Origin of the sequence: Flavobacterium pisciphilum (assembly GCF_020905345.1) — a bacterium.
GTDB classification, from domain to species: domain Bacteria; phylum Bacteroidota; class Bacteroidia; order Flavobacteriales; family Flavobacteriaceae; genus Flavobacterium; species Flavobacterium pisciphilum.
The window spans coordinates 4,170,016-4,194,714 of sequence record NZ_JAJJMO010000001.1; the positions used below are offsets into that span (position 1 = coordinate 4,170,016).

Genomic DNA, 24,699 nt, shown 5'->3' on the forward strand with positions numbered 1-24,699 from the left:
AAAATAACTAACGTAAATTGATGTTAATTAGTATTGTTTTTACCACATTTTTCGTGGGGTGAATTTAAGACGAATATTTACGCGAACAAAGCGTATAATAGGAAAACTTTAGTTTTTAAAATCATTTTTTTTTAATGTATGCATCTTGTTAATATCCATTTAATTGGATGTGAATTTATTTGTCTAAGGTAGTTATATAAGGAGAAATAGACTACATATAAATAAGATTTTTCTCTAGTTAGAATGTTTTTTGCTTTGTTTTTTTTATTTGAATTTACAAAAAATATCTAATTAGCACTTTCATTGAGTCAAAATGACGCTTCATGCTTAGTTTTTTCTAGATTTTGCTTTTCATTTTTGCTAAAAGTAAAATCAGTATTGCTTTTTTGGTGTTTTTTGGAGGGAATAAATGTTTATACAACTCAAAATATTGATATATAGCTAATTATTGATTTCGTTTTGAAAAATATTGTACGTAAATTTGCAAACTCTTTTGTAAAGAGATAAATTATAATAGATACTACTTAAAACGTAGTTTATTGCTATGGAAAATAGAAAAAAAGTTGCTTTTTATACGCTTGGATGTAAACTGAATTTTTCAGAAACATCTACAATTGCCAGAAATTTTAATGATGAAGGTTTTGATCGTGTCGATTTTGAAGATGTTGCTGATATATATGTAATCAATACGTGTTCGGTTACCGAAAATGCTGATAAACAATTTAAGCAGGTTGTAAAAAAAGCGATGAAACTCAATAATAAAGCGTTTGTCGCAGCTGTGGGATGTTATGCACAGCTTAAGCCAGAAGAATTAGCATCGGTAGATGGTGTTGATTTGGTTTTGGGAGCTACCGAAAAGTTTAAAATTACTGATTACATCAATGATTTGAGCAAAAATGATATGGGCGAAGTGCATTCTTGCGAAATTTCAGAAGCTGATTTTTATGTAGGAAGTTATTCAATAGGGGATAGAACTCGTGCTTTCTTAAAAGTACAAGATGGCTGTGATTATAAATGTACTTACTGTACAATTCCGCTTGCCAGAGGAATTTCTCGTAGTGATGCTTTGGAGAATGTATTGCAAAATGCTAAAGAGATATCAGCTCAAAATATCAAAGAAATTGTTCTAACTGGAGTTAATATTGGAGATTACGGAAAAGGGGAATTCGGAAACAAGAAACACGAACATACTTTTCTTGATTTAGTACAAGCTCTAGATAAAGTTGAGGGAATTGAACGTTTGAGAATTTCTTCGATTGAGCCTAATTTATTGAAAAATGAAACAATTGAGTTTGTCTCTAAGAGCAGAACTTTTGTACCACACTTTCATATTCCGTTGCAATCGGGAAGTAATGACATTCTGAAATTAATGAAACGTCGTTACCTTCGTGAAGTATATACTGAGCGCGTAAATAAGATTCGTGAAGTTATGCCTCATGCTTGTATTGGTGTTGATGTTATTGTTGGATTTCCTGGTGAAACCGATGAGCATTTCCTTGAAACGTATCATTTCTTAAACGAAATGGATATATCGTATTTACACGTTTTTACTTATTCAGAAAGAGATAATACTGAAGCAGCTAATATGCCAGGAATTGTTCCTGCAAATGTGCGTGCTAAACGCAGTAAGATGTTACGTGGATTATCAGTTAAAAAACGTCGTGCTTTTTACGAAAGTCAATTAGGAGCTAATAAAACAGTTCTTTTTGAAGGCGAAAATAAGGAAGGCTATATTCATGGTTTTACAGAGAATTACGTAAAAGTAAAAACGCCTTGGAATCCTGAATTAGTAAATACATTACACGAAATTAATTTGACTACTATTGATGAAGACGGAAGCGTTCGTATGGAGTTTTTAAATAAACTGGCAGAAGCTTAACTGTTCTTTGTGAGATGTTTTCTGTGAGATGTAAAATATTTACTGTAAAACATGAAAATCTATAAAATAATAAAACCCCTTTTTCGAGGGGTTTTATTGTATATATTGGGTAGGTTTTTATTAAGGATTTGTTGACCAAATGCTGCTGTTTTTTATAAAAACTCTGCGATTTAATTTAAGTTGTGCAATGATTAATTCAGCGATATCTTCAGATTGCATTACTTTTTCTGGATTACCATCTGTTAGTTTTAAATCTTTAGCCATATCAGTTGCTACAGTACTTGGTGTTAAGGCTGTAACTCTGATATTGTGTTTTCTCATTTCCTGCATTAAAGAATCAGTTAATCCTAATACAGCAAATTTTGAAGCACTATACGCACTAGTCAATGCATTTCCGTTTAAGCCTGCAGTTGAAGATATGTTAATAATATCACCAATTTGGTTTTCAATCATATTTGGTAAAACGGCACGAGTTACATAATAAATACCCATTAGGTTTACTTGAATAATTCTTTCCCAAGCTGCTGGTTCTAATTCTAAAAAATTACCAAAAGCTGCGATTCCAGCATTGTTAATTAAAATATCGATAGTTTTAAATTCGGCTAATGCTTTCTCTACCGCATTATTTACTGAGTTAATGTCAGCTACATCGGCAGTAATTGCCAATGATTTTACTCCTAGAGCATTTATTTCGCTTGCTACATTATCAATATCAGCTTGAGTTCTTGCCATCAAAATTACATTCACACCTTCTTTTGCTAATGCAATTGCAACCGCTTTTCCAATTCCTTTTCCTGCACCTGTAATTAGTGCATTTTTATTTTTTAGATTACTCATAGTAGTTATTTTTATGTACTGTAAAGTACAATTTGTTTTATATCGTTTGTCGTACAAAAATACTTATTTTGAATTTTGGAAATGGTCTTTTGAATGGATTGTTAATATAAAATTAACTGGATTTTCCTGTTTTGAAATACTATTACGTTTTCGGTTTTACTTTTATAGCTATCTTTAAATAAAGGAACTTATTGTAATAATTATGTAATGCTTTATTGTATTGAATACTGCAAATTTGTAATAAACACATCTATTATGAAAAAAGTACTTCTTATTTTAACTATAGCAATTGTGCTATTCTCATGTAAAAAAAATGAGACTCCTGAGATAAAAGAAATGCAAATAAGAGAAAAACCAAAAGTGATTTCTTATCATATAGAGAATAGAAAAGATTGGTTGAAAACGAACGCTACCACTGATGCACAGTTGGGTATTCTTATTGCAATTAACAGAACGGATAAAGCTAATTTTACTAAAATGGATTCTATCTTGGTTCCTTCTGATTTAAATGGTAAGGTAGAGCATTATCTTCCGTTTCCGTTGACAGTACCGTATTTAAAAGATATTGATAAAATACTATTCTTTTCTTACCCAACGCAAACATTTGCGGCTTATGAGAAAGGGCAATTGGTTTACACTGGGCCTACTAATATGGGGAGAAAAAAAGATCCAACACCTACAGGGCTTTTTTATACTAACTGGAAAGCTGAGCAAACGGTAAGCACCTTTAATGATGAGTGGGATTTGAAATGGAATTTTAATATAGAAAACAAAAAAGGGGTTGGTTTTCACCAATATGCTTTGCCTGGATATCCCGCTTCCCATTCATGTTTGCGACTTCAGGAAAAAGATGCCCGTTATCTTTATGATTGGGCCGATCAATGGGTTCTTGCTGATAAAGAAAATATAAAGGTAAAAGGAACTCCTGTAGTCGTTTTTGGGACTTACGATTTTGATGGAAAGAAGCCTTGGCTACAATTAGCTAAAGATCCTAATGTTTTGGAAATTTCTGCAGATGACATAGAAAAAGAAACAGCACCTTTCTTAGAAAAGATTTTGGCAGAACAGAAGAATAGGGAAGAGTATGAAAGTAGTAAATAACAAAAAGCCACAAATTCCTTTTGTTGAGGTAATTTGTGGCTCCTATAATTTGATTTGTTTATTATTCTTTCAACACCATATCAATACACATTACAGCTGCTAGGATAAGTTGTCTTGAACTATCATCAGGGGGAACAGTATTCTCTATTTGAAGTACATAATTATCGGCACTGGTGAAAAATTCTTTTCCCATTCCTGCCCATTTTTTATTTACTTGACCAAGCATTTTTGTGTCTTTGGTAAATTTAAAATCCCAACCTGTCCATTTTCCTTGTAGTGTACAAACCGGTCTTTCGTTTTTATCTAAAATTTCGAATTTCCCTCCGATAGAAAGTAGTTTTTGTTTGAATGTTCCAATTAAGCGTTCTTTTTCGTCGAAAATTTCTACTGTAGAACGGAAAATCGCTACACCACGTTTTACATTAATTATTTTTTCCCCAGCTGGAGTTGAAATTTCAATGTTAAAAGGTGTTGCTCTTTTAAAATCGGTAAAGCGTAATACTTTGGTGAAAAAGCCTAGGTCTTTTTCTCGGCAATTCATTATTATTTGATTATTCTCAGGATTGTAAATGTCATAGTTGTTAGCAGCTTTGAACATCCCGATATGTTCTTTTACTAAAAATAGGTTTTGATTTAAGATAGGGTTCATTCTAATTGTTTAAAGTTAATTTGTAGATTGTTGTTTTTAAAACTTCAGTATCGTTGTCTTCGCAAAGCAAAAATTCGATTTGTGAGTTTGATTTTTTATATAATGTTAGTCCTTCAAATTTATTTGTTGAGGTAATCTTTTTGGTGAAGTCTATTTTCATGGTTTTAAGATCGATTCGACCAATGAAACTTCCTAATATTTCTCCATCATTGTAAGTAGATTTTGTGTCTTCGGCTGTAGCCAAAAAGTAAATTTTATCATCAACCAGTATGGCATCAGTAAAACTGCTTCGAACTCCTTTTATTTTTGGAAGCTTATAATCTACTGCAATAAGGCTGAACTCTTCGCCTAAGTTTTTGGCATGTATGGTGAAGATGGCATTTTTATTGGTTTTTCCATTTCCACGATTGAATAAATACCAGTTCTCGCCATCAAAGATTGCTCCTTCGAGATTAAAATCTTCGGGTTTTATACCTGAGAAATTTTGCATTACAGCATAAAAATCAGTTAGATTGTTTGTTGCAATTTTAGTTTTTGATTTTAAATCAAATTCAACCATTTTGTTTCTCTGATCGGTAGAACCGGAACCAAAAATGTAAAGGGTATCGTTGTGATTTGTGATGGATTCAAAATCAGGTTTCAGATTTTTTGCAATGTTTTCGGTTGGATTAGCAATTATTTCATGTTTTTTTAAATCGGTGCTATCGATATTGTATTCGTATAAGTAACCGCTATTATCGCCAATGATAAATAATGAATTGTCTTGATATATAAGCCCTGATGCTGAACCGATTCCTATGATTTGGAATAGGATTTCGAGTGTGAATTTTTCCATGGATGTTGTTTTAGTGCAGGTGTCTCAGCCCCGATTGTAATGAAAATACTTTGAAATGAAATTGTTGTTTTGTCTTGAAGGAACAGAGCGACCAGCGGAAGCTCCTGTAACTTTATTAGAGAAAAGCAATTTACTGAAAAGTATTGTAATGCAAAGCGGGAAAAAGCTGACCAAAAATAGTATATTTACTTTAATTAAAACGATGAAATATGAAATCAATTGACCCAAAGAATTTTAAAGTTGTTGATAAAATAAAATTATCAAAGATCCCTACATTATTGGATATCGATGCCGATGAGAAGGAAAAAGAAGTTAAGCTGGATAAGGTGCAAGCCAAATTAAGTAAACTGCAAGATGTTATGTATGCTCATAATAGGTACGGTGTCTTGATTTGTTTGCAAGGAATGGATACTTCGGGGAAGGATAGTTTGATTCGTGAAGTTTTTAAGGAGTTTAATCCTCGTGGGGTTGTGGTTCATAGTTTTAAGACACCTAATTCGACAGAGTTGGAACATGATTATTTATGGAGACATTATCTTGCTTTGCCTGAAAAGGGGAAGTATGCGATTTTTAACCGTACACATTACGAGAATATTTTGGTTACTCGTGTGCATCCTGAATTTATATTAAATGAGAATTTGCCCGGAATTGAGAAAGTAGAAGATATTCCTAAGGATTTTTGGAAGGATAGAATTGACCAAATCAATAATTTTGAGAAGCATATTACCCAGAATGGAATTATTGTTTTTAAGTTTTATTTGCATTTGAGTAAAGAAGAACAGCGCCAGCGTTTATTGCGACGATTGGAAAAAGAGAAGCATAACTGGAAATTTTCGGTAGGAGATTTAAAGGAAAGAGGACATTGGGAGGAATATATGGAGTATTATGAAGAGGCTATAAATAAAACCTCGACCAAAGATGCGCCTTGGTATGTAATTCCAGCCGATGATAAAGAAATGGCTCGTTATATTGTAGCAAAGGTTATTTGGGAAGTGATGCAAAAACATACCGATATTAAGGAACCTGAACTGGATGAGAAGATAAAAGATAATATTAAAATATATAAACAGCAGTTAGAAAATGAGTCTTAGAAATAAGGCTCTTTTTTTTGGTTTGATGTTATTGTAAGTTTGAAATCAAGCATTTTTTGCAAAAATAATAAAGGAAGGTGTAGAAAACGAAGTATTTATTGTAGTGTTTTTCTTATTTTTGAAAGAACAGTATAAGCACTATAATAATTTAACAATATGGATACAAGCACATTTGGATTTGGAGTAAAAACCAATTTAAAGCCTTCGGAATATAATAACTTATTTGGAGACCCTTTTTTTGGAGAAGTAGGAAATTTAAACGCAAGAATCGTATATCAGCGATTGAGTGAAAGAGAGAAAGCTTTGATGCTAAAAGCGAATTATATTAAAATGATTAAAAAAGCTAGGGAAAGAAATTACAATATGGCAGCTGATTGTTTGCAATGGTGGTTGGATGGTACAGGAAATACTAAAAATATTGATTTTCATTGGCTTAGAAAGCAAAACGAAGTTATTGTCGCTGAAAATAAGAATGTTAAACGATTTCAAAATGATCCTGAATTTGAAGCATTTATTAAAACTTTGAAAGAAGGAATTTCGAGTAGGCATATTAGACATTTTGACTGTCAATTTACTGGAGGTATTTTTAGAGAATTGTACTATACTGTTGGTACTAGTACAATAACTTCAAGATGTAATTTTAATGTTTTAAAACAGAAAGATAATTTTACATTGTCAGGTACAATAATTCATTCTTGGTGGGATAGATACGATTGGCATAAAGGAGCATTTGCTTACATTTATGGTTTCGGAAATGTTCAGGATTCAGACGCTTTATTAGTAGAAAAATATTGTGGAGCTAAACCATTTGATATGAGAAGTAATTGGCAACAAACTTTTAATAAAACTTTCAAAGATGGAATATCAAATCTTAAATTAAGATAAGAAATGAAAAATAAAAAATACTTTATAATATTAGGAATTATCCTCTTCTTAATCTTTGCTACTTATTATTGGGATAATAGATTCGTAAAACTTCAGCCTGTAATTACAAAGGAATATACACGTCAAATAATAACTTTTGAAACTGATTTATATAAAATTGCAAAACCAAACGAAGTTCCTGAGAATTATTATAAAAACATAAAGTATGTTATAGACCGTTCGGGTCAAGATTATATGGTTAAAAAGGGAGAAATTTATGTTAGACATAAACTAATGAAAGATTTGAATCTTATTTGGAATTATACTACAAGAACTAGTGACGCTCGTTATTTTGAAGAAATAAGAGAAATGGATAGCATTAATCTTAGTAACCATAAGCGCTATGAAGATTCTATAAAAAAGAAATGAAAAAAGATATTCTCAATTTAAAAATGGATTAAGATTCAGTGTTGTGTTATGAAAAGGATGTACTATTTAAGGAACCTGAACTAGATGAGAAGATAAAAGATAATATTAAAATATATAAACAGCAGTTAGAAAATGAGTCTTAGAAATAAGGCTCTTTTTTTTGGTTTGATGTTATTGTAAGTTTATGAATGGTTAGGATTACTAATTTAATGTTAATTTTTTTAAGGTTTATGAAGGTGTTTTGACTGGACTATTGTTTTTTTGATAATATCTAAATCATTTTAAGTTAAAGAAGAGGGAGTTACTTTGCTAAAAAAATATAAACCAACTTTAAACTAAAAATGAAAAGAATTATTTTACCCCTAATTATTCTAGGTTCGTTAATTACATCATGTAATAATGACTCTAAAGATCAAGAGGAAGTAGCAACATCTAGTGTTGTATTAAAGGATCAATCGGTTACTCCAAGCCTATTGAAAGCAAAAGCAGGTTTTGAAAACTTAAAGATTTATTCTCTTTTTAGTTCTGATGATGTTTTTCCAGATAGTCCAAAGTTTGTTTTTGGAGGTTCTGCTGATGGTTCTGGTCTGTTAAAAAATACGGATGGGACTTTTACTTTTTTGGTAAACAATGAAGATAATTTTGCCGTTTCTAGAATTACTCTTGACAAAACATTCAAACCTACTAAAGGGGAGTATTTGTTAAATTCTAGTGGTGGAACTTGGAGATTATGTGGTGCTACATTGGCTACGCCTGCTGAGCATGGTTTTGGACCAGTATATTTAACTTGTGGTGAGTCTGGAGAAGAATCTCGTACGCATGCATTGGACCCTAACGGAAGTGTAGGTTCAGCATCAGTATCTAAGGAATTAGCTGGATTTGGACGTTTAAGTGCTGAAAATGCTTTGCCTTTACGTACAGCTGCTTACAAAGGTAAAACGGTTGTTGTAATTGGTGATGATGACTCAGGAACTTACGGTGGTCAAGTTTTTATGTATGTATCTAATACTGTGGGTGATTTATCTGGTGGATCTTTATATATGTTAAAAAGAAATGATGATAACCAAAGAGAAAAAGATATGGATGTTAACAAAACATATCCTGTTTCTTTTGTAAAAATCGACAATCATACAACACTTACTGGTGCTCAAATTAATGCATCTGTAAATACTTTGAAAGCAATTAAATTTGGTCGTGTAGAAGATTTGGATTACCGTAAAGGTGGTGGTGCAGCTGATCGTGAATTGTATTTTAACGTTACTGGACAAAATACAACTGGAACAAATGCTGATGGTTCTAGAACTAAATACGGTAGAGTTTATAGATTAAATCTTGATGCAGCAGATCCGTTAAAAGGAACTCTTGAGGTTGTTCTTGATGGTGATAACCGTACAGGAATTGCTGGTAAATTTCAGAATCCAGATAATATTTGTGTAACTAAAAACTTTGTTTACGTTCAGGAAGATGCAAACGGATATGGTGATGAAACTCACGATGCTTACATCTATCAATACAATATTGCAACTAAAGACTTAAAAGTTGTGGTTGAGTTGGATCACCGTCGTACACAGACTGATGCTGCTAAATATAACGTAGGTGGAATGTCTAAATTTGGAGATTGGGAATATGGTGCTTTAATTGATATTTCTGAGCAAGTTGGTATCGAAGATACTTTTATGTTAAGCGTTCAGCCTCATAGCTGGACTGGCGATAAATACAAAGGTGTTGATGGGGGAACTAACCGCCCTAATGAGCAACAAGCAAGTCAAATCTTAGTTCTTAAAGGTTTAGCGAGATAAATTTCTTAAGTAATTATAAAACAGCTATCCACTACTTCAATTTGAGGTAGTGGTTTCTGTTTTTCTGAATATTCCTCTTTTAATCGGTATTAAATCATGAAAAAAATATATTGTTTGTTGTTGGTAATAGCATTAGTTGCTTGTCAGAAAAAAAACAAACATCAGGAAGTAAATGAATTATTTAAAGCAGATATTACTTTATTGATTCAAAAAGTTGCCAAGCTTAAATATTCGGTTCAATCGGATTCGACTGAAGCGCAAATCCAGAGACAGTTTCTAGAAGCACACCAAAGCTATAAGAAAGTCGAGATGATAAGTGAGTATTACTCGCCAACTGTTTCTAAAGCTATTAACGGTCCTGCAATAAGTGAATTTGAAGAAAATGATAAGGTAACAGTTCCGCCTGAGGGATTTCAGGTTATTGAAGAATTAGTTTTCCCTAAATATAATGCCACCAGTAAGAAAGAATTAGTTCAAGAATTAGGCGTGCTTGCTGCCAATTTAAATCGTTTAGAGAAAGTTTCGAGTACTAATGAATTGACCGATGGGCATGTGTTTGATGCCATGCGATTGCAAGTGTATCGCATAATTACTTTGGGAATTACAGGATTTGATTCGCCTGTTGTTTTTAATTCAATTCCTGAAGCATCGGTGTCTTTAGAAACTATTGAAAAATACTATCGTGTTTTTATAGCAGATAAGAAGGTTCAGAGTTCTAATCAGGTTCTTGCTATTCTTGACAAAGGACAAAATTATTTAAAAGCAAATACCAATTTTAATGCTTTCGATCGTGCTTTTTTTATCAGAGAAATTGCGAATCCATTAAGCAGAGGACTTTACCAATCTCAGACGGAATTAGGGATTCCGTTTATGAGTGAATCTAGAGGTTTAAAGCCTACAGCTCAAACAATATTTGATAAAGACGCATTTGATGCAGAAGCTTTTTCGGGTTTTCCAGATTATAAAACAACCCCTGAGAAAATAGCGCTTGGAAAAAAACTATTTAATGATCCAATTTTATCTGGAAACAATACCCGTTCATGTGCTTCGTGTCATCATGAGGAGAAAGCTTTTACGGATGGAATGGAACGAGCTGTTTCTTTAGACGGAAAATCGCTAATTCAGCGTAATACACCTACTCTTACTAATATCGCTTTTCAGCGTGTGTTTTTCTCTGATTCTAGAGTGAGTTATCTTGAAGATCAAGCAGTGGCTGTTATTAAAAATGAAAATGAAATGCATGGTTCTTTAGAGAAATCTGCATTGGCGATTCAGAAAGATGCGGACTATGTAAAGGAGTTTAAAAAAGCATTTCCAAAAGGAGAAATAAATGAATTTGAGATAAAAAATGCCTTGGCATCATACATTCGTTCTTTAAGTCATTACGACTCTAAATTTGATCGATATATGCAAAATAAAGCCACTTTTACAGCTGATGAGAAGGCTGGTTTTAACTTATTTGCGGGTAAAGCTAAATGTGCAACCTGCCATTTTATTCCTCTTACAAATGGAACTGTTCCTCCTAATTTTGACAAGTCCGAAAGTGAAGTATTGGGCGTACCAAACAAAAATAAAACGCTTGATGGCGATTTAGGCAAGTTTGTAGTAACACAAGCTGCAATTCATAAATATTCATTTAAAACGCCTACAATTAGAAACATTGAACTTACTGCTCCTTATATGCACAATGGGGTTTATAAAACTTTAGAAGAGGTTGTTGATTTTTACGAGGATGGTGGCGGAATTGGTTTAGGATTTGAGCTTCCTACCCAAACATTACCTGAAGATAAATTGAACTTAACCGATAAAGAAAAGAAGCAACTTGTTGATTTTATGAAGACATTGACTGATGAGAGGTATTTGAAGAAAGTGAAGAGTTAAATGTGGAAAGTTAAATGTGGAAAGTTAAATGTGAAATGTTAGAAGTTAAATGTTAAACGTGAAAAGTGAAAAGTGGAAAATTAAAGGTTAGGCAGATGGTAATGCATGATGTAGAGTAAAGACTATATGTGTTGTCATCTTGAATGGAGTAGAAAGATTTCTTAATGATAACTAAAGGATTTATGTCCGTTGGTCAAAAGAGTAATGCCGTTCATCAAACTAATTTTATTAGCGATTATAGTTTATGCTCCTTTGCAGCAAATTAATAAAAACTATTATCATGAAAATTCACAAATTAGTATTGTTGACTACACTTTTCTTATTAAGCTTAATTTCAAGCAAACTTCATGCACAATCTCCATTACCAATTCATTTTGGTATAAAAGGAGGTGCAAATTATTCAGAGCTACCAGTTTCTGGTGGATTTGATTCTAAATACGCATCTGGTTATTTTGGAGGTGCAATGGCACGTTTTGATGTAGGGAGGTTTTATATCCAAAATGAAATTTTGTATAGTGAGAAATCTTCTAAAATTGAAAAGACTTCTTTAATGGGAGCGCAAAATGTAAAATGGAAAAGCATTGAGATTCCATTAGTTATTGGTTATAAAGTGATCGATGTTGAAGCTTTTAATGTGAGAGTTTTTGGAGGTGGAGTTTACTCTTATGTTGTTGATGAAAACATTACGTCTTTGAACCAGTTAAAAAACTCATTTGGAAAATTTAATAAGTCTAATATAGGATATCAGGTTGGAGCAGGAGTAGAGATGTGGAAGTTTACTTTGGACTTTACTTATCAAGGTGGTTTAAATAACATAAGTAAAGACTTTAGTTCTAAAGCAAATTCATTTAATGTAGGTATTGGGTATTTTATATTTTAAGGTTTCTTTTATAGTTACCCCTTTAGTAGCAGCAAAGAATTTTTTTGGTTCTTTGCTGCTCTTTTTAGAAAATATCAAATTACTTTTGAGTACTAATTTTCCCATACTACTAATTTCCTTTTTTAGATGAATACAAAAGACAGAGATTTACATAGGGCATTTATTGCCTTTTTTTGGTGCCTGTTAGGGATAACCATTTGGGCACAAATGATTGAGGATTATGATATTGTATCAACTACTTATCAAACCGTTTTTATATTATTATTTTCAAGTATTTTTGCTCATTTTCTTAGTGATGTAATGCTTCCTAAGGCATTACGCAAAAATAAAATGCGACCATTTGTAGTACAAGGGATTCTTATGGTTTTGGCTTTGGCATTTTTTTTCGCATTGATTACTACTATTTTTTCCAATGACGCTTCAAGAATGAAATTATATCCTGATGAGGATGGTTCGAATTGGTTTCTTTTCCTATGGGCGAGATTTTACAGCAGTATTCCTTCAGCACTTTTAATTAATGGTACAACCTGTGGTCTTCGATTTTATCAAGAGCACAACATCATTGAAAAGAACCATGCACGATTAAAACGCGCACATCTTGAAGCACAAATAAAAATTTTGCAGGATCAGATTAATCCACATTTGATGTTTAATATCCTCAATCATATTCATATTTTGATGCAAAGTAATGTGAAATTAGCTTCGGACTTATTGATTCAGTTTTCGGATATTCTCAGGTATCAATTGTATGAATGCAACAAAGAATATGTTCCGCTACATCTAGAGATTAAATACCTAAAAGATTTAGTTGCTGTCGAGAGAACAAGATGGGGTGATGAGTTGGAAGTGGAAACAAAATGGAATATAGAAGATGGGAAAATCCAAATTGTACCTTTACTCTTAGTACCTTTAATTGAGAATGCCTTTAAGCACGTTTCAAGATTACCAAGCCAAAAAGGGTATGTTCATTTAACTTGTGAACAAAACAACAAACAACTCGTTTTTAAAATAGAAAACTCATACACTGAACAATATAAAGTCCCGTCTAAAAGCCAAGGGTTGGGTCTTGAGAATGTTAAAAAAAGACTTGCGATTCAGTATCCAGATCGATACGAGTTAAAAATAAATAAAACCGATTCAGATTTTAAAGTTATGCTAGTTTTGAATCTACAATGAGAAGAACATTTTTAGCTACAGATTAGAAGGATTTTACAATATTGAATAAAAGGAATAGATCGGTAAGCTATTTTAAAAGTTAGATTAAATACAACATCAGTTAAAACATATATATTATGAATATGAAATGCCTTGTAATAGATGATGAGCCTATAGCTAGAAATGGGATTGTAGATTTCATTTCTAAGATTGATTTTCTGGATGTAATAGGTACTTGTGCTTCGGCTCTTGAAGCCACTTCATACATTCAGGAGAAGCAGGTAGACTTGATGTTTCTGGATATTAATATGCCTTATCTTTCGGGATTAGAGTTTTTAGAGTCTTTGGATAATCCGCCATTGGTGATTTTTACAACAGCCTATTCTGAACATGCTTTGGATGGATATCGCCTGCAAGTGGTTGATTATTTGCTAAAACCTATTACGTTTCAACGTTTTTACCAAGCTTCTTTAAAAGCCAAGCAATGGCATCAAATGGTTGGTACTTCTAAACAACCCCAGTTAGATCCGTTTCTTTATGTACGTCAAGAAGAGGGGTTTCAAAAAATATCATGGGTTGATATTTTATATATTGAAGGAATGCAGAATTACGCCAAATTGCATTTTAAAGATAAAGTACTTGTAATTCATCAGACTATGATTTCTCTAGAAGAAACACTTCCAGCGGCTATTTTCTTTAGAATCCATAAATCGTTTTTAGTAAATATTACCCATATCGATTCTGTTTCTGGTGGACGTTTGTTTGTAAAAGGACAAGAACTACCTATTTCAAGAACTCGTAGAGAGGAGTTGTTGAAAGAGGTAGTCTATAAAAATTTATTAAGCAGATAGATTTAAAACTTCCACTTAAGGGCTACTGCTCCGTAGAAAGTAGTGGTGAATCTTGGGTCAGCTAGGTCTTTTTCTCTAAAAATATCTTTTATTTTTCGGTTATTGGTCGTAAACGAACGAAACAAAGTTGACCCAACAGTAGGTTCTAATGTCCAATATTTGCCCAATTTTACTCGTGGTTTAATACCAGCAATAATTTGTTGGTAACCCAATAATGTCGATTTTCCGCCTATATTGGTTTCCGCTGTCATTCCGCCTAATTCAACAACAGCATTTAAGTCAAGTTTTTCATTCATTCGGTAACCTAATTCCAATCCTTCTGGGAAGTTGATTTTAAAATGCAACGGACTATGAGATTCCCAATTAAAATAAATTCCAGGAAGTACCATTGGAACACCAAAACTATTGGTAAGTACTGGTCCCACACCCAAAGCTAAATTAGGATTGAATTGTTTGATGAAAAGCACCCCTCCTTGAATCAAGACATCATCTTTGTTGATTTGCTCTAGATCAGTATAAACCCCAACAGAAGCCATTATTAACAGCGACCAAGACTTAGAAATTGATCGTAAGTGCTTGACACCGATTTGAGCATTCAAAATCTCTGTAGGGAATCCATTTGGTAATACTTCAGGAAGAGTTGTCGTGTTATAATCTCTATTTTCCATTTTGGCATACCCTCCTTGAACTCCAATTGACCATAGTCTAGGATTGTTGTATTTATCCATTTCTAAAGAAATGGGAACCTCAAGAGTTATCTGAGCTCTTTTAAAATTACTTGTTGCATCGGTTTTTGAGCTGTCAATTGGTCGAACATAATTAGAAAATGGAACATAATCGATTTTTGCTTCTCCTGATATACCCGATTGTGCTTTCGCAGAAATTGACAGCAATAGGAAAAGAAATAGTTGCGATAAATAAAAAACAGTTTTTTTCATGATTTTGATTAAAATTTTCCACGAAGAACTATGTTCTATTGCAATCCTAAAAAACCGTTTGACTAATGGTTAATATCTGTTGACCAATGGTAAATATTAATGTATATCAAAATTATATAAAACAAGAAAAAGCCTCTCTTTCGAAAGGCTTTCCATGAATATTTTGTGATTTATAATTTTACAATTTAAATCCGTATGCTAATCGCAATGCAATTTGATTCGTGTTGAATTTTGTGTAATCTTCATATCGTACACTGATATCAACATATTTATTGGCATATCCAATTCCAGGAGCCCATAAAAAAGTAGTGTCATTATATCCGTTTGTTACTGCAAAACCAGCACCTACTTCACCTAATACATAAAATTGATCTTCCCAAATAAAAGCTTTAAAACCAGCTTTGGCAGGTATGAAACCTAAGTCTTTTGCATCATCTTTGTTGATGAACAAATTTGTAAATCCAGTTGTTAGGGTTAAAGACGTCTTCATAGATAAGTCATATTGCAGTCTAACATCTCCACCTAAAGACCAATCATAGACCTTATTTGTTGGAATCCCACCATTTAAACCAAATCCTAAACGGAAACCTTGGTCGTATTTTTTTATTTCGGTGTTTTGTTGAGCTGTTGCAGATGTATATATAATTGCAAAAACTGCAATTAATAGCATTTTTAAATTGATTGTCTTTTTCATGATATCGGAATGTTTAGTTTATTAATGATGTAAAAGTAGTAGTAGGGTAGTGTGAGAACGTTATATAATTCTTAGCTTTTATTATATAATATTGAGGTTACCAGTAAATTGAATAATAAATAGGCTTATAAATTGAATAATAGGGAAAGAATTCAAAGCTTCTAATTATCTTTGCAGACTTAAAAAAAAATAAAGTGAACTTTTCTCAATACACAAAAGAATTTTCTTATAATATAAAATTAGCATATCCCATAATATTAGGAATGGTTGGACATACCCTTATCGGTATTGTTGATAATATAATGGTAGGGAAATTAGGAAGTACAGAACTAGCGGCAGTTTCGTTAGGAAACAGTATGATTTTTATTGCCATGTCATTAGGAATTGGATTTTCGACCGCAATAACTCCTATAGTTGCTGAAGGGGATGCTGAGAAGAACCCCGATAAAATCCGCGGAGCATTTCATCATGGATTGTTTTTGTGTACAGTTTTAGGACTAATGCTTTTTGGGGTAATTGTTTTGGCAAAGCCATTAATGGAATTACTACAACAACCAGCCGATGTAATTGTTCTTGCAAAACCGTATCTTGACTGGGTCGCTTTTTCATTGATTCCTTTAATCATGTATCAGGGGTACAAGCAATTTGCTGATGGACTTTCGCTTACAAAATACTCGATGTATGCTATGGTTATGGCAAACGTACTACACATAGGTATAAACTATTTATTGATTTATGGTATCTGGATTTTTCCAAAGATGGGAATTATCGGAGCTGCTTTAGGTACTGTAATCTCAAGAATATTTTTGGTGATGTTCATGCATATTATGATTTCGAGAAGAGCCGAATTAAAACGTTATTTCCAAGGTTTTAGTTTTGACCAAATCAAAAAAGAAACAATTAAAAAAATTATAAGTATAGGATTCCCATCTGCCATGCAAATGCTTTTTGAAGTTGTATTGTTTGCATCATCAATTTGGTTATCTGGTAATATTGGTAAAACCAGTCAAGCAGCCAATCAAGTTGCGTTGAGTTTAGCTTCGATGACTTTTATGTTTGCCATGGGATTAAGTGTAACTTCCATGATTAGGGTTAGTAATCAAAGAGGACTGAATAATTATAAAAATCTAGTGGTAGTGGCACGTTCTATCTTTTTACTTGCGATTATAATCGAAACAGTTTTTGCAATTTTGTTTGTAGTATTCCATAATTACTTGCCAGATATCTTCTTGAATATGGAAAATAGGGAACAAATGCTGGATAATAATGAGGTAATAGCTATTGCATCAAAGTTACTTTTAATAGCGGCAGTTTTCCAAATTTTTGATGGAATTCAAGTAGTTGTCCTAGGAGCATTACGTGGATTGCAAGATGTCAAAATTCCAATGTATATTACATTTGTAGCCTATTGGATTATCGGTTTTCCTATTTCATACTATTTAGCTGAATATACCGATTTAAAAGCAGAAGGAGTTTGGATAGGTCTTTTGGCAGGATTAACTGCAGCGGCTATATTTTTGTATATTCGTTTTCATTACCTGACAAAAAAATTAATCAATAATTCAGTTTCAAATTCATAAATTTGAAGCATAATAAACGCAGACATAACAAATCTGCAGATAAAAAATAGTCTGCCTAGCAGATAAATAGCAAAATAAAATAAAAACAAAAATGGAATTACCTAAATTTTTACTCGGCGACAATACAGATTTCCCAGATGATATCTTCATTATTCATCTTGATTACCCAAGATTTATCATTAATTTAAAAGATGATGAGGTTGAGTTTATGGAAGAAGCAGAAGATCTTGATGAGGCTGAATTAAATGCTGAAATGGAAGGATTGATTGTTCTTGCTAATGAGTTTTACGATAGAGAAATAAAACTTTACGAAGAGTAAACATCTTATTTTAATTTAAATATTTTTTTCAACACTTTAAAAATTCATATTAAATGAAAAAATTCGCTTTCTTAAAACCTATTTTTAATTTTATAGCAATTGGGCTGCTAATTACTACATTAAGTCGAATATTTTTATTTTTTATATTTAAGGATAGAGTAGTTGAAACTCCAAATTTCTGGTACATTTTCCCAATTGGGTTGCGAATGGACTTGATATTACTATGTTATTTGTCATTTTTACCAGCGCTATTGGTTACTTTGTTACCGAATAACTGCATCAAATTCACCAATAAGTTCTTGGTGTTTTATAGTTTCTTATTTCTTTTTCTGATTCTTTTTGTAGAATTGGCGACACCAGATTTTGTGAAACAATACGACACACGTCCAAACAAGATATTCTTGGATTATTTGATATACCCAAGAGAAGTAGTAGGGATGCTACTAAAAAGTTATTTGGTTTCTATCATTGTTACTTTTATAATTTTAGGAGTTGTATTGTATTTTGCTTTTAAGAAAGGAAAGAAATACTTTCATACTCATCCAGCAGATTATAAGTTCAAATTAATTATATTCCCATTAGTGGCTTTTTTATTGTTCTTTGGAGCACGTTCTAGTCTTACATCTAAGCGACCAATTAATGCCAGTAATGCGGTTTTTTCTACAGATCAGTTAACGAATACGTTAGGTTTAAATTCATTTTATACAGTAGCTTTTGCAGCTTACTCTATTAAAAATGAAGGAAACACTAAGATGTATGGTAAAATGGAGGAAGCAGAAGCGATTGCTCGTGTAAAAAAATACATGACGGTAAATCCGGATGCTTTTACAGATCCAGAAATTCCATTTCTACACATTCAAAACCCCGACACACTTTTAAAACGACCATACAATTTGGTTATCTTTTTACAAGAAAGTCTTGGAGCAGAATATGTTGGGATTTTAGGAGGTAAGCCATTAACTCCAGAGTTTGATAAGCTTTCAAAAGAAGGCTTACTTTTTACTAATTTATATTGCACAGGAACGCGTAGTGTTCGAGGAATTGAAGCTGTTGTTACAGGATTTCTTCCTTCTCCATCAGAGAGTGTAGTGAAATTAGGAAACTCACAACAAGGATTTTTTACCTTGGCAGATGCCCTAAAACAAAAAGGATACGAAACGAGTTTCATCTATGGAGGAATGGCTAATTTTGATAATATGGCTTCTTTCTTTAACGGAAATGGATTTCAAGATATCGTAGATCAAGAAGATTTTGATGGCGATGGACATAAATATGCGTTTAAAGGAACTTGGGGATATTCAGATGAAGATTTAGTTGTAAAAGCAAATAATTATTTCAAAGCCAAAGGTGATAAACCATTCTTTTCATTAATGTTTTCTACTTCTAATCACGAGCCATTTGAGTATCCTGAAGGAAGAATTAAACCATACGATAAGAAATCTGCAACGGTTAATAACGCTATGAAATATGCCGATTTTTCGATTGGAAAATTCTTCGAAATGGCTAAAAAAGAAGCTTATTTTAAAAACACTATTTTCATTGTAATTGCCGATCACAATACAAGAACATACGGAAAGAATTTAGTGCCAATAAACAAGTTCCATATTCCAGCATTAATTATGGGACCTGGTGTTCCTAAAGGGAAAGCCTACGATAAATTAGCTAGTCAGATTGATATTCCGCCTACTTTATTAAGTTACGTTGGTGCACAGTTTGAAACGCCAATGGTAGGAAGAAACTTAACTCAAATTGGTCCAGATGTAAAAGGAAGATCAATCATGCAGTTTAATGATATCAATGCTTTTAGAGTAGAGAATAAGGTTGTAATCATGCAACCAAATTTAAAACCACTACAATTTGAAATTAAAAATGATACTACTTTAGTTCCTGTTAAACTAGACGAAGAACTTGCAAAAGATGCTTTGGCACATGTAGTAACAGCAGGAAATCTATACAAACAGAATAAGTATAAACTTAGAAAGAAGAAGTAGATTTTTTAGAGAAAGTTACTGAGTTACTAAGGTTCTGAGGAGCTAAGTTTAAGTGAGTTTTTAACTCAGGAACTTAGCATCTTAGAGCCTTTTTTTTAGGATAGTATATTCTAGGTGAGTTGCTAAGTGGCTAAGACTCTGAGGTGCTAAGTTTAGGCTGAGTTTTTAACTCAGGAACTTAGTATCTTAGAGCCTTTTTTAAGGACAGTATATTCTAGTGAGTTGCTAAGTTTAAGTTGAGTTTTAACTCAGAGACTTAGAAACTTAGCGACTTAGAACCTTTTACTAAAATACAACTCCAATAAAACACTAGCTGCAGCAAAGGGTGAAAGCTCATCATTTTGCACTGCTTTTTTGTTTTTATCAAGTTGGGATATGATTTCGGGATGATTGTAGAAGTTGTTTTTTAATTGCTCATTTATGGCTTCCATCATCCAAAACTGATTTTGTTCTTTTCTTTTTTCTTGAAAATAGTAAGTGTTTTTTGCCATTTCAAGATAATCAAGAATTGTTTGCCATACTTCAGGAATTCCTTCGTGAGTAATAGCACTACAGGTAGATACTGTAGGTTGCCATCCAGATTTTTTGGCAGGGAATAAGTGCAATGCTCTATTGAATTCTGTTTTGGCAAGTCTTGCTTTCTTAATGTTATCGCCATCGGCTTTGTTAATGACTATAGCATCAGCCATTTCCATGATTCCTCTTTTGATGCCTTGTAATTCATCGCCAGCACCAGCAATTTTTAGTAATAAGAAAAAATCAACCATGCTGTGAACTGCGGTTTCGCTTTGACCAACACCTACCGTTTCAATTAATATTGTATCAAATCCAGCTGCTTCACAAAGTATAATGGTTTCTCTGGTTTTTCGAGCAACACCACCAAGGGTTTCTCCTGAAGCACTAGGACGGATAAAAGCATTTTCATCTTTAACGAGTTCTTCCATTCGGGTTTTATCGCCTAGGATACTACCGTGTGAAAATGAACTACTAGGATCGACTGCTAATACAGCTAGTTTTTTTCCTAATCCGGTGAGTTGTTTACCAAAAGCTTCAATAAAAGTACTTTTTCCAACGCCGGGAACTCCGGTAATTCCTATTCGAACCGATTGATTGGCATGAGGCAAGCAGCTGTTAATTATTTCATTTGCTTTGGCTAAATGATCAGGATTGGTACTTTCTATTAGAGTAATTGCTCTGCTTAAAGCGGTTATGTTACCAGATAAGATACCAGAAACTAATTCTTGTGCAGAAGGTTGAATTCGTCTAAAACGTTGAATTTGCTCAATTGATGCTCCGCTGGTGATTTCAGGTTGTGAAATTCCAGGTTTTTCATTTAAACTACTTCCTTGTTTTTTATGTGTTGACAAATTCTTTTCTTTTGAAAGGTAAAAGTAATCAAAACAAAAACAGTTTCAAAAGTAGAAAATTGCTTTTGAAACTGTTTTTGTGAATTTGTTTGACACTGCTTGGATTAATATGCTGCAGTAAAACGTACTTGGTGATGTTTAGGAGTTTCAACTTCATCAGCTATAACTACTGCCAAATCTTCTACAGATAAAATACTTCTTTGATTTTCATCAAAAACAGGATTATCTAATCCTAAGCGATATTTACCAGTTCTTCCTGTGGTGATTCCTGGATGCATTTCGAAAGCAGGGCTAAAAAATGCCCAATCCAAGTCTTTTTCCTCTTTCAAAATATTCAAATAATCTCTTGCAGCCGATGCTCCTGCATAATATTCTTTTGGAAAATCAGGTGTATCTACAGCTTGTAGATTTGGAGCCACAAATAAACTTCCTGCACCACCAATTGTGATAAAACGTTTCACTCCTGATTGTTTTACAGCTTCCTGAATAGATTTTGAACCAGCAATGAAATCAGCATAAAGATTTGGGTTAGTCCATCCAGCATTGAAAGCGCTAACTACAACATCATTTCCTTTTAGGATAGCTGCTAATTCTTTTGTGTTTAAGATATCTGCTGTTACCCAAGTTACATTGGTAGAATCTTTAGGATTTCTTGCAATAGCAGTAATTTCGTGTTTGCGATTTGCTAATTCGTTTAAGATTGTTGAGCCAACAAAACCTGTTGCTCCGATAATTGCGATTTTCATGATATATAATTTAATTAGTAATAAAAAATGTTACAGTTTAGTCTAAAAAAATAGCTTAGAATTGATTTGAAAAATTTTCTAATGTGATTGTGCTTAATTGCGCATTTATTTTTTCGTTGATATCAGCATATAATAAGTCTAGATTTTCGTTTATTTTCTTTCCAACTGGACAATCTGGATTAGGTTGATTCTTTGCATAACCAAGATTTACAGTATCAAAAGTCATTTTAAAAATTTCAAGTAAAGTAATTTCAGCTGCTGGTTTTAATAACCGTGTACCACCATTTTTACCTTCCTTGCTCTCTACAATATGATTCTTTTTTAGGTTTGAAATTTCTTTTCTTACCAAAACAGGATTCAAATTAATGCTACCCGCAATGTATTCCGATGATAGATAATCATTGGGGAATTTTGAGAGTAGAGTTAGAATATGTGTCGTTATGGCAAACTTACCTGAAATCATACTGTAATAAAATATGTTACAAATTTACAGGTTTATATTAAACTGACAAAATAATTTACTTTAAAATTAAATAATTTAAGAAGATATTAAGTAGTATTTTTGTTTTTTTATTGAAGATGAGCAACTTTATTTTAATATTTGTTTTTATCAGTGCTGGACTTATATTGCAAAATATCAAGGGTTTCCCGGTACATATTTACAAAACGTTAAACAAAATTGTAATTTATTTATGTCTTCCTGCTTTGGCATTATATTTTATTCCAAAGATAGAGTGGAGTACTGAATTGTTATTTCCTATAGGAGCAGCTTGGATTAGTTTTGTAGTTGCTTTTTTTCTTTTTTCTATTTTAGGAAAAAAGTATGGTTGGTCTAATAAACTAATAGGGTGTTTAATTCTCACAGCGGGATTGAGCAATACCTCTTTTTTAGGATATCCTATAATAGAGGCCTTGTATGGAAAGCAAGGGCTAAAAACTGCTATTTTGGTCGATCAGCCAGGATCCTTTGTCGTAATTTCGACATTGGGAGTTTTCGTAGCAGCATTTTATTCAAAAGGCAGTCCAGACGCACAGGCAATCACTAAAAAAATATTGCTTTTTCCACCATTTATTACGTTTGTCTTAGCTTGTTTTATGAACGTTTTTGGTTATGATTTTGATGGAAATCTTCAGTTTGCGTTTCAGAAATTAGGTAGTTTGGTTACACCTCTTGCATTACTTTCTGTAGGTTTGCAACTTCGTTTTGAAAAAAATAGTAGGCATTGGCGTTTTTTAACCCTAGGACTATTTTTTAAACTTATCATCACTCCTTTATTGTTTTTGGTATTGTACGTCTTTATTTTAAAACAAAATTCTTCAGTAATTAAAGTTACAATCATGGAAATGGCTATGGCACCCATGATTACAGGAAGTATATTGGCTTCTACATATGGTTTAAAACCGCGACTGAGTAGCATGATGATAGGTTTTGGAATCCCTATTTCGTTTGTTACACTTGCATTTTGGTATTTTATTATGAGTTTTATTTAGTTTATATATTAATTTTTAGTTCTATTTTATTATGAGTTCCCCTAGTAATACAGCCACAATCGATGGTTCGGTTTTGGTTCAAAAAACAGTTTATTCTGTATTGTTTTCAATAGCATTTGCCCATTTATTAAATGATCTAATGCAAGCAGTTATCCCTGCTACTTATCCTATATTAAAGGATAACTTCAATTTAAATTTTACCCAAGTTGGATTAATCACTTTTGTTTTCCAGCTTACAGCATCTTTATTGCAGCCTTTTGTCGGATTCTATACTGATAAAAAGCCGATGCCTTATTCATTAGCCATAGGTATGGTTTTTACTATTTCTGGGTTATGTCTGTTATCGGTATCAACTCATTTCTGGATGTTATTGGTATCAGTTGGATTAGTAGGTATTGGTTCTTCTATATTTCACCCAGAAGCCTCTAGGGTTGCTTTTTTAGGTTCAGGAGGAAAGCGTGGTTTGGCACAGTCTATCTTTCAACTAGGAGGTAATGCTGGTAGCGCAATAGGTCCCTTATTGGTTGCTTTGGTTGTTGCTCCTTATGGGCAATCACACGTAGCTTGGTTTGTTATTGCTGGAATATTGGGTATTATTATTTTATCTAGAATTGCAGTTTGGTATGAGAATCACATGAACTTGAGAGCTGCCAAAAAAATAGATTCAGAAGAAACCACAATTCCTTTATCAAATAAAAAAATAACCATTTCAATTGTTGTTTTGTTGTTGCTTATTTTCTCTAAGTTCTTCTATATGGCAAGTATGTCTAGTTACTTTACTTTCTACCTAATGGATAGGTTCGGAATGAGTATTCAAGACTCTCAGTTTTATTTGTTTGTTTTCTTGGCATCAGTTGCAGCGGGAACCTTAATTGGAGGGCCATTAGGAGACCGTTTTGGAAGAAAGTATATCATTTGGATTTCTATACTTGGAGCAGCTCCTTTTACCTTATTATTGCCTTATGCTAATTTGTTTTGGACAGGAGTATTGTCTGTAATAATTGGAGTTGTAATTGCATCTGCATTTTCGGCCATCTTGGTGTTTGCACAGGAATTAAAACCTGGAAAAGTGGGAATGATTTCGGGATTGTTCTTCGGATTTGCTTTTGGAATGGGAGGGCTAGGTTCTGCAATTTTAGGATATGTTGCCGATCAAACAACTATTGAATATGTATTTAAAGTAAGTTCGTATTTGCCTTTAATTGGTATTTTGACTTATTTTCTGCCTAATATCAAAAAGAAAGCATAAGTCTATAAAGTCTATCAACTTTATATTTTTTTTATGAGGGCTAATGTTTTCCTTGTGCTTTTTTTAGTTATTT

General features: G+C 32.8%; 24 protein-coding genes. 16 read left to right on the forward strand and 8 right to left on the reverse strand.

The features are described from left to right. Window positions 1–544 precede the first annotated feature (544 nt). Window positions 545–1,879, forward strand: a complete 1,335-nt coding sequence (mtaB, locus tag LNQ49_RS17770; protein WP_229990350.1) for a tRNA (N(6)-L-threonylcarbamoyladenosine(37)-C(2))-methylthiotransferase MtaB — start codon at window positions 545–547, stop codon at window positions 1,877–1,879. 120 nt (window positions 1,880–1,999) lie between these two features. Here the strand turns inward: mtaB and LNQ49_RS17775 are convergent, their stop codons facing one another. Continuing rightward, window positions 2,000–2,716 carry a 3-ketoacyl-ACP reductase gene (locus LNQ49_RS17775; protein ID WP_229990351.1) on the reverse strand — a complete coding sequence of 239 codons (717 nt, stop codon included), beginning with the start codon at window positions 2,714–2,716 and terminating at the stop codon, window positions 2,000–2,002. Window positions 2,717–2,971: 255 nt separating this feature from the next. Here LNQ49_RS17775 and LNQ49_RS17780 point away from each other — a divergent pair, with 255 nt between their 5' ends. Beyond that, on the forward strand, window positions 2,972–3,817 hold the full coding sequence (locus LNQ49_RS17780; RefSeq protein ID WP_229990352.1) for a L,D-transpeptidase: 846 nt from the start codon (window positions 2,972–2,974) through the stop codon (window positions 3,815–3,817). 61 nt (window positions 3,818–3,878) lie between these two features. Here the strand turns inward: LNQ49_RS17780 and LNQ49_RS17785 are convergent, their stop codons facing one another. Both LNQ49_RS17785 and LNQ49_RS17790 read right to left on the reverse strand, forming a co-directional pair. Next, complete coding sequence (locus tag LNQ49_RS17785) at window positions 3,879–4,466, reverse strand: LURP-one-related family protein (protein WP_229990353.1); 588 nt, start codon at window positions 4,464–4,466, stop codon at window positions 3,879–3,881. 1 nt (window position 4,467) lies between these two features. Next, the gene (locus LNQ49_RS17790; protein WP_229990354.1) at window positions 4,468–5,301 is read right to left on the reverse strand and encodes a DUF6929 family protein; all 834 of its coding nucleotides are present in this window, start codon (window positions 5,299–5,301) and stop codon (window positions 4,468–4,470) included. A gap of 55 nt (window positions 5,302–5,356) precedes the next feature. On the opposite strand from LNQ49_RS17790, the gene LNQ49_RS17795 reads away from it, so the two are divergent. The 9 genes from LNQ49_RS17795 (at window position 5,357) to LNQ49_RS17835 (ending at window position 14,251) form a co-directional block, all read left to right on the forward strand. Further along, a complete protein-coding gene (locus tag LNQ49_RS17795; protein WP_229990355.1) occupies window positions 5,357–5,524 on the forward strand; it encodes a hypothetical protein in 168 nt (55 codons plus the stop codon). Then, window positions 5,511–6,392, forward strand: a complete 882-nt coding sequence (locus LNQ49_RS17800) for a PPK2 family polyphosphate kinase (protein WP_229990356.1) — start codon at window positions 5,511–5,513, stop codon at window positions 6,390–6,392. The genes LNQ49_RS17795 and LNQ49_RS17800 overlap by 14 nt, the downstream gene beginning before the upstream one ends. A 156-nt stretch (window positions 6,393–6,548) precedes the next feature. Further along, complete coding sequence (locus tag LNQ49_RS17805; RefSeq protein WP_229990357.1) at window positions 6,549–7,277, forward strand: hypothetical protein; 729 nt, start codon at window positions 6,549–6,551, stop codon at window positions 7,275–7,277. Between the two features lie 3 nt (window positions 7,278–7,280). Continuing rightward, on the forward strand, window positions 7,281–7,685 hold the full coding sequence (locus LNQ49_RS17810; RefSeq protein WP_229990358.1) for a hypothetical protein: 405 nt from the start codon (window positions 7,281–7,283) through the stop codon (window positions 7,683–7,685). 341 nt (window positions 7,686–8,026) lie between these two features. After that, entirely contained in the window at window positions 8,027–9,484 is a 1,458-nt protein-coding gene (locus tag LNQ49_RS17815; protein WP_229990359.1) for a PhoX family protein, read from the forward strand. A gap of 96 nt (window positions 9,485–9,580) precedes the next feature. Beyond that, complete coding sequence (locus LNQ49_RS17820; protein ID WP_229990360.1) at window positions 9,581–11,365, forward strand: cytochrome-c peroxidase; 1,785 nt, start codon at window positions 9,581–9,583, stop codon at window positions 11,363–11,365. A gap of 280 nt (window positions 11,366–11,645) precedes the next feature. Beyond that, window positions 11,646–12,245: a porin family protein gene (locus tag LNQ49_RS17825; RefSeq protein ID WP_229990361.1), complete on the forward strand. Its 600-nt coding sequence runs from the start codon at window positions 11,646–11,648 to the stop codon at window positions 12,243–12,245. A gap of 126 nt (window positions 12,246–12,371) precedes the next feature. Beyond that, window positions 12,372–13,421, forward strand: coding sequence for a sensor histidine kinase (locus tag LNQ49_RS17830; RefSeq protein ID WP_229990362.1), 1,050 nt, complete (start codon window positions 12,372–12,374; stop codon window positions 13,419–13,421). A 116-nt stretch (window positions 13,422–13,537) separates the two neighbouring features. Next, on the forward strand, window positions 13,538–14,251 hold the full coding sequence (locus tag LNQ49_RS17835) for a LytR/AlgR family response regulator transcription factor (protein WP_229990363.1): 714 nt from the start codon (window positions 13,538–13,540) through the stop codon (window positions 14,249–14,251). 2 nt (window positions 14,252–14,253) lie between these two features. Here the strand turns inward: LNQ49_RS17835 and LNQ49_RS17840 are convergent, their stop codons facing one another. Together LNQ49_RS17840 and LNQ49_RS17845 are read right to left on the reverse strand one after the other, a co-directional pair. After that, window positions 14,254–15,189: a DUF6268 family outer membrane beta-barrel protein gene (locus LNQ49_RS17840; RefSeq protein WP_229990364.1), complete on the reverse strand. Its 936-nt coding sequence runs from the start codon at window positions 15,187–15,189 to the stop codon at window positions 14,254–14,256. Between the two features lie 178 nt (window positions 15,190–15,367). After that, window positions 15,368–15,883 (reverse strand): hypothetical protein, encoded by a 516-nt coding sequence (locus LNQ49_RS17845; protein WP_229990365.1) that lies wholly within the window; start codon window positions 15,881–15,883, stop codon window positions 15,368–15,370. Window positions 15,884–16,077: 194 nt separating this feature from the next. Here LNQ49_RS17845 and LNQ49_RS17850 point away from each other — a divergent pair, with 194 nt between their 5' ends. The 3 genes from LNQ49_RS17850 (at window position 16,078) to LNQ49_RS17860 (ending at window position 19,773) form a co-directional block, all read left to right on the forward strand. After that, a complete protein-coding gene (locus LNQ49_RS17850; protein ID WP_229990366.1) occupies window positions 16,078–17,463 on the forward strand; it encodes an MATE family efflux transporter in 1,386 nt (461 codons plus the stop codon). Window positions 17,464–17,554: 91 nt separating this feature from the next. Beyond that, window positions 17,555–17,782, forward strand: a complete 228-nt coding sequence (locus LNQ49_RS17855) for a hypothetical protein (RefSeq protein WP_129537524.1) — start codon at window positions 17,555–17,557, stop codon at window positions 17,780–17,782. A 53-nt stretch (window positions 17,783–17,835) separates the two neighbouring features. Beyond that, a complete protein-coding gene (locus LNQ49_RS17860; protein WP_229990367.1) occupies window positions 17,836–19,773 on the forward strand; it encodes an LTA synthase family protein in 1,938 nt (645 codons plus the stop codon). Window positions 19,774–20,045: 272 nt separating this feature from the next. Here the strand turns inward: LNQ49_RS17860 and meaB are convergent, their stop codons facing one another. From meaB to LNQ49_RS17875, 3 genes are all read right to left on the reverse strand, one after another. After that, the gene (meaB, locus tag LNQ49_RS17865) at window positions 20,046–21,140 is read right to left on the reverse strand and encodes a methylmalonyl Co-A mutase-associated GTPase MeaB (RefSeq protein WP_229990368.1); all 1,095 of its coding nucleotides are present in this window, start codon (window positions 21,138–21,140) and stop codon (window positions 20,046–20,048) included. 104 nt (window positions 21,141–21,244) lie between these two features. Continuing rightward, on the reverse strand, window positions 21,245–21,886 hold the full coding sequence (locus LNQ49_RS17870) for an NAD(P)-dependent oxidoreductase (RefSeq protein WP_229990369.1): 642 nt from the start codon (window positions 21,884–21,886) through the stop codon (window positions 21,245–21,247). Window positions 21,887–21,941: 55 nt separating this feature from the next. Continuing rightward, window positions 21,942–22,349: an Rrf2 family transcriptional regulator gene (locus tag LNQ49_RS17875; RefSeq protein WP_229990370.1), complete on the reverse strand. Its 408-nt coding sequence runs from the start codon at window positions 22,347–22,349 to the stop codon at window positions 21,942–21,944. Window positions 22,350–22,465: 116 nt separating this feature from the next. On the opposite strand from LNQ49_RS17875, the gene LNQ49_RS17880 reads away from it, so the two are divergent. Then, a complete protein-coding gene (locus LNQ49_RS17880) occupies window positions 22,466–23,377 on the forward strand; it encodes an AEC family transporter (protein ID WP_229990371.1) in 912 nt (303 codons plus the stop codon). Between the two features lie 31 nt (window positions 23,378–23,408). Then, the gene (locus LNQ49_RS17885; protein ID WP_229990372.1) at window positions 23,409–24,626 is read left to right on the forward strand and encodes an MFS transporter; all 1,218 of its coding nucleotides are present in this window, start codon (window positions 23,409–23,411) and stop codon (window positions 24,624–24,626) included. Window positions 24,627–24,699: the final 73 nt, after the last annotated feature.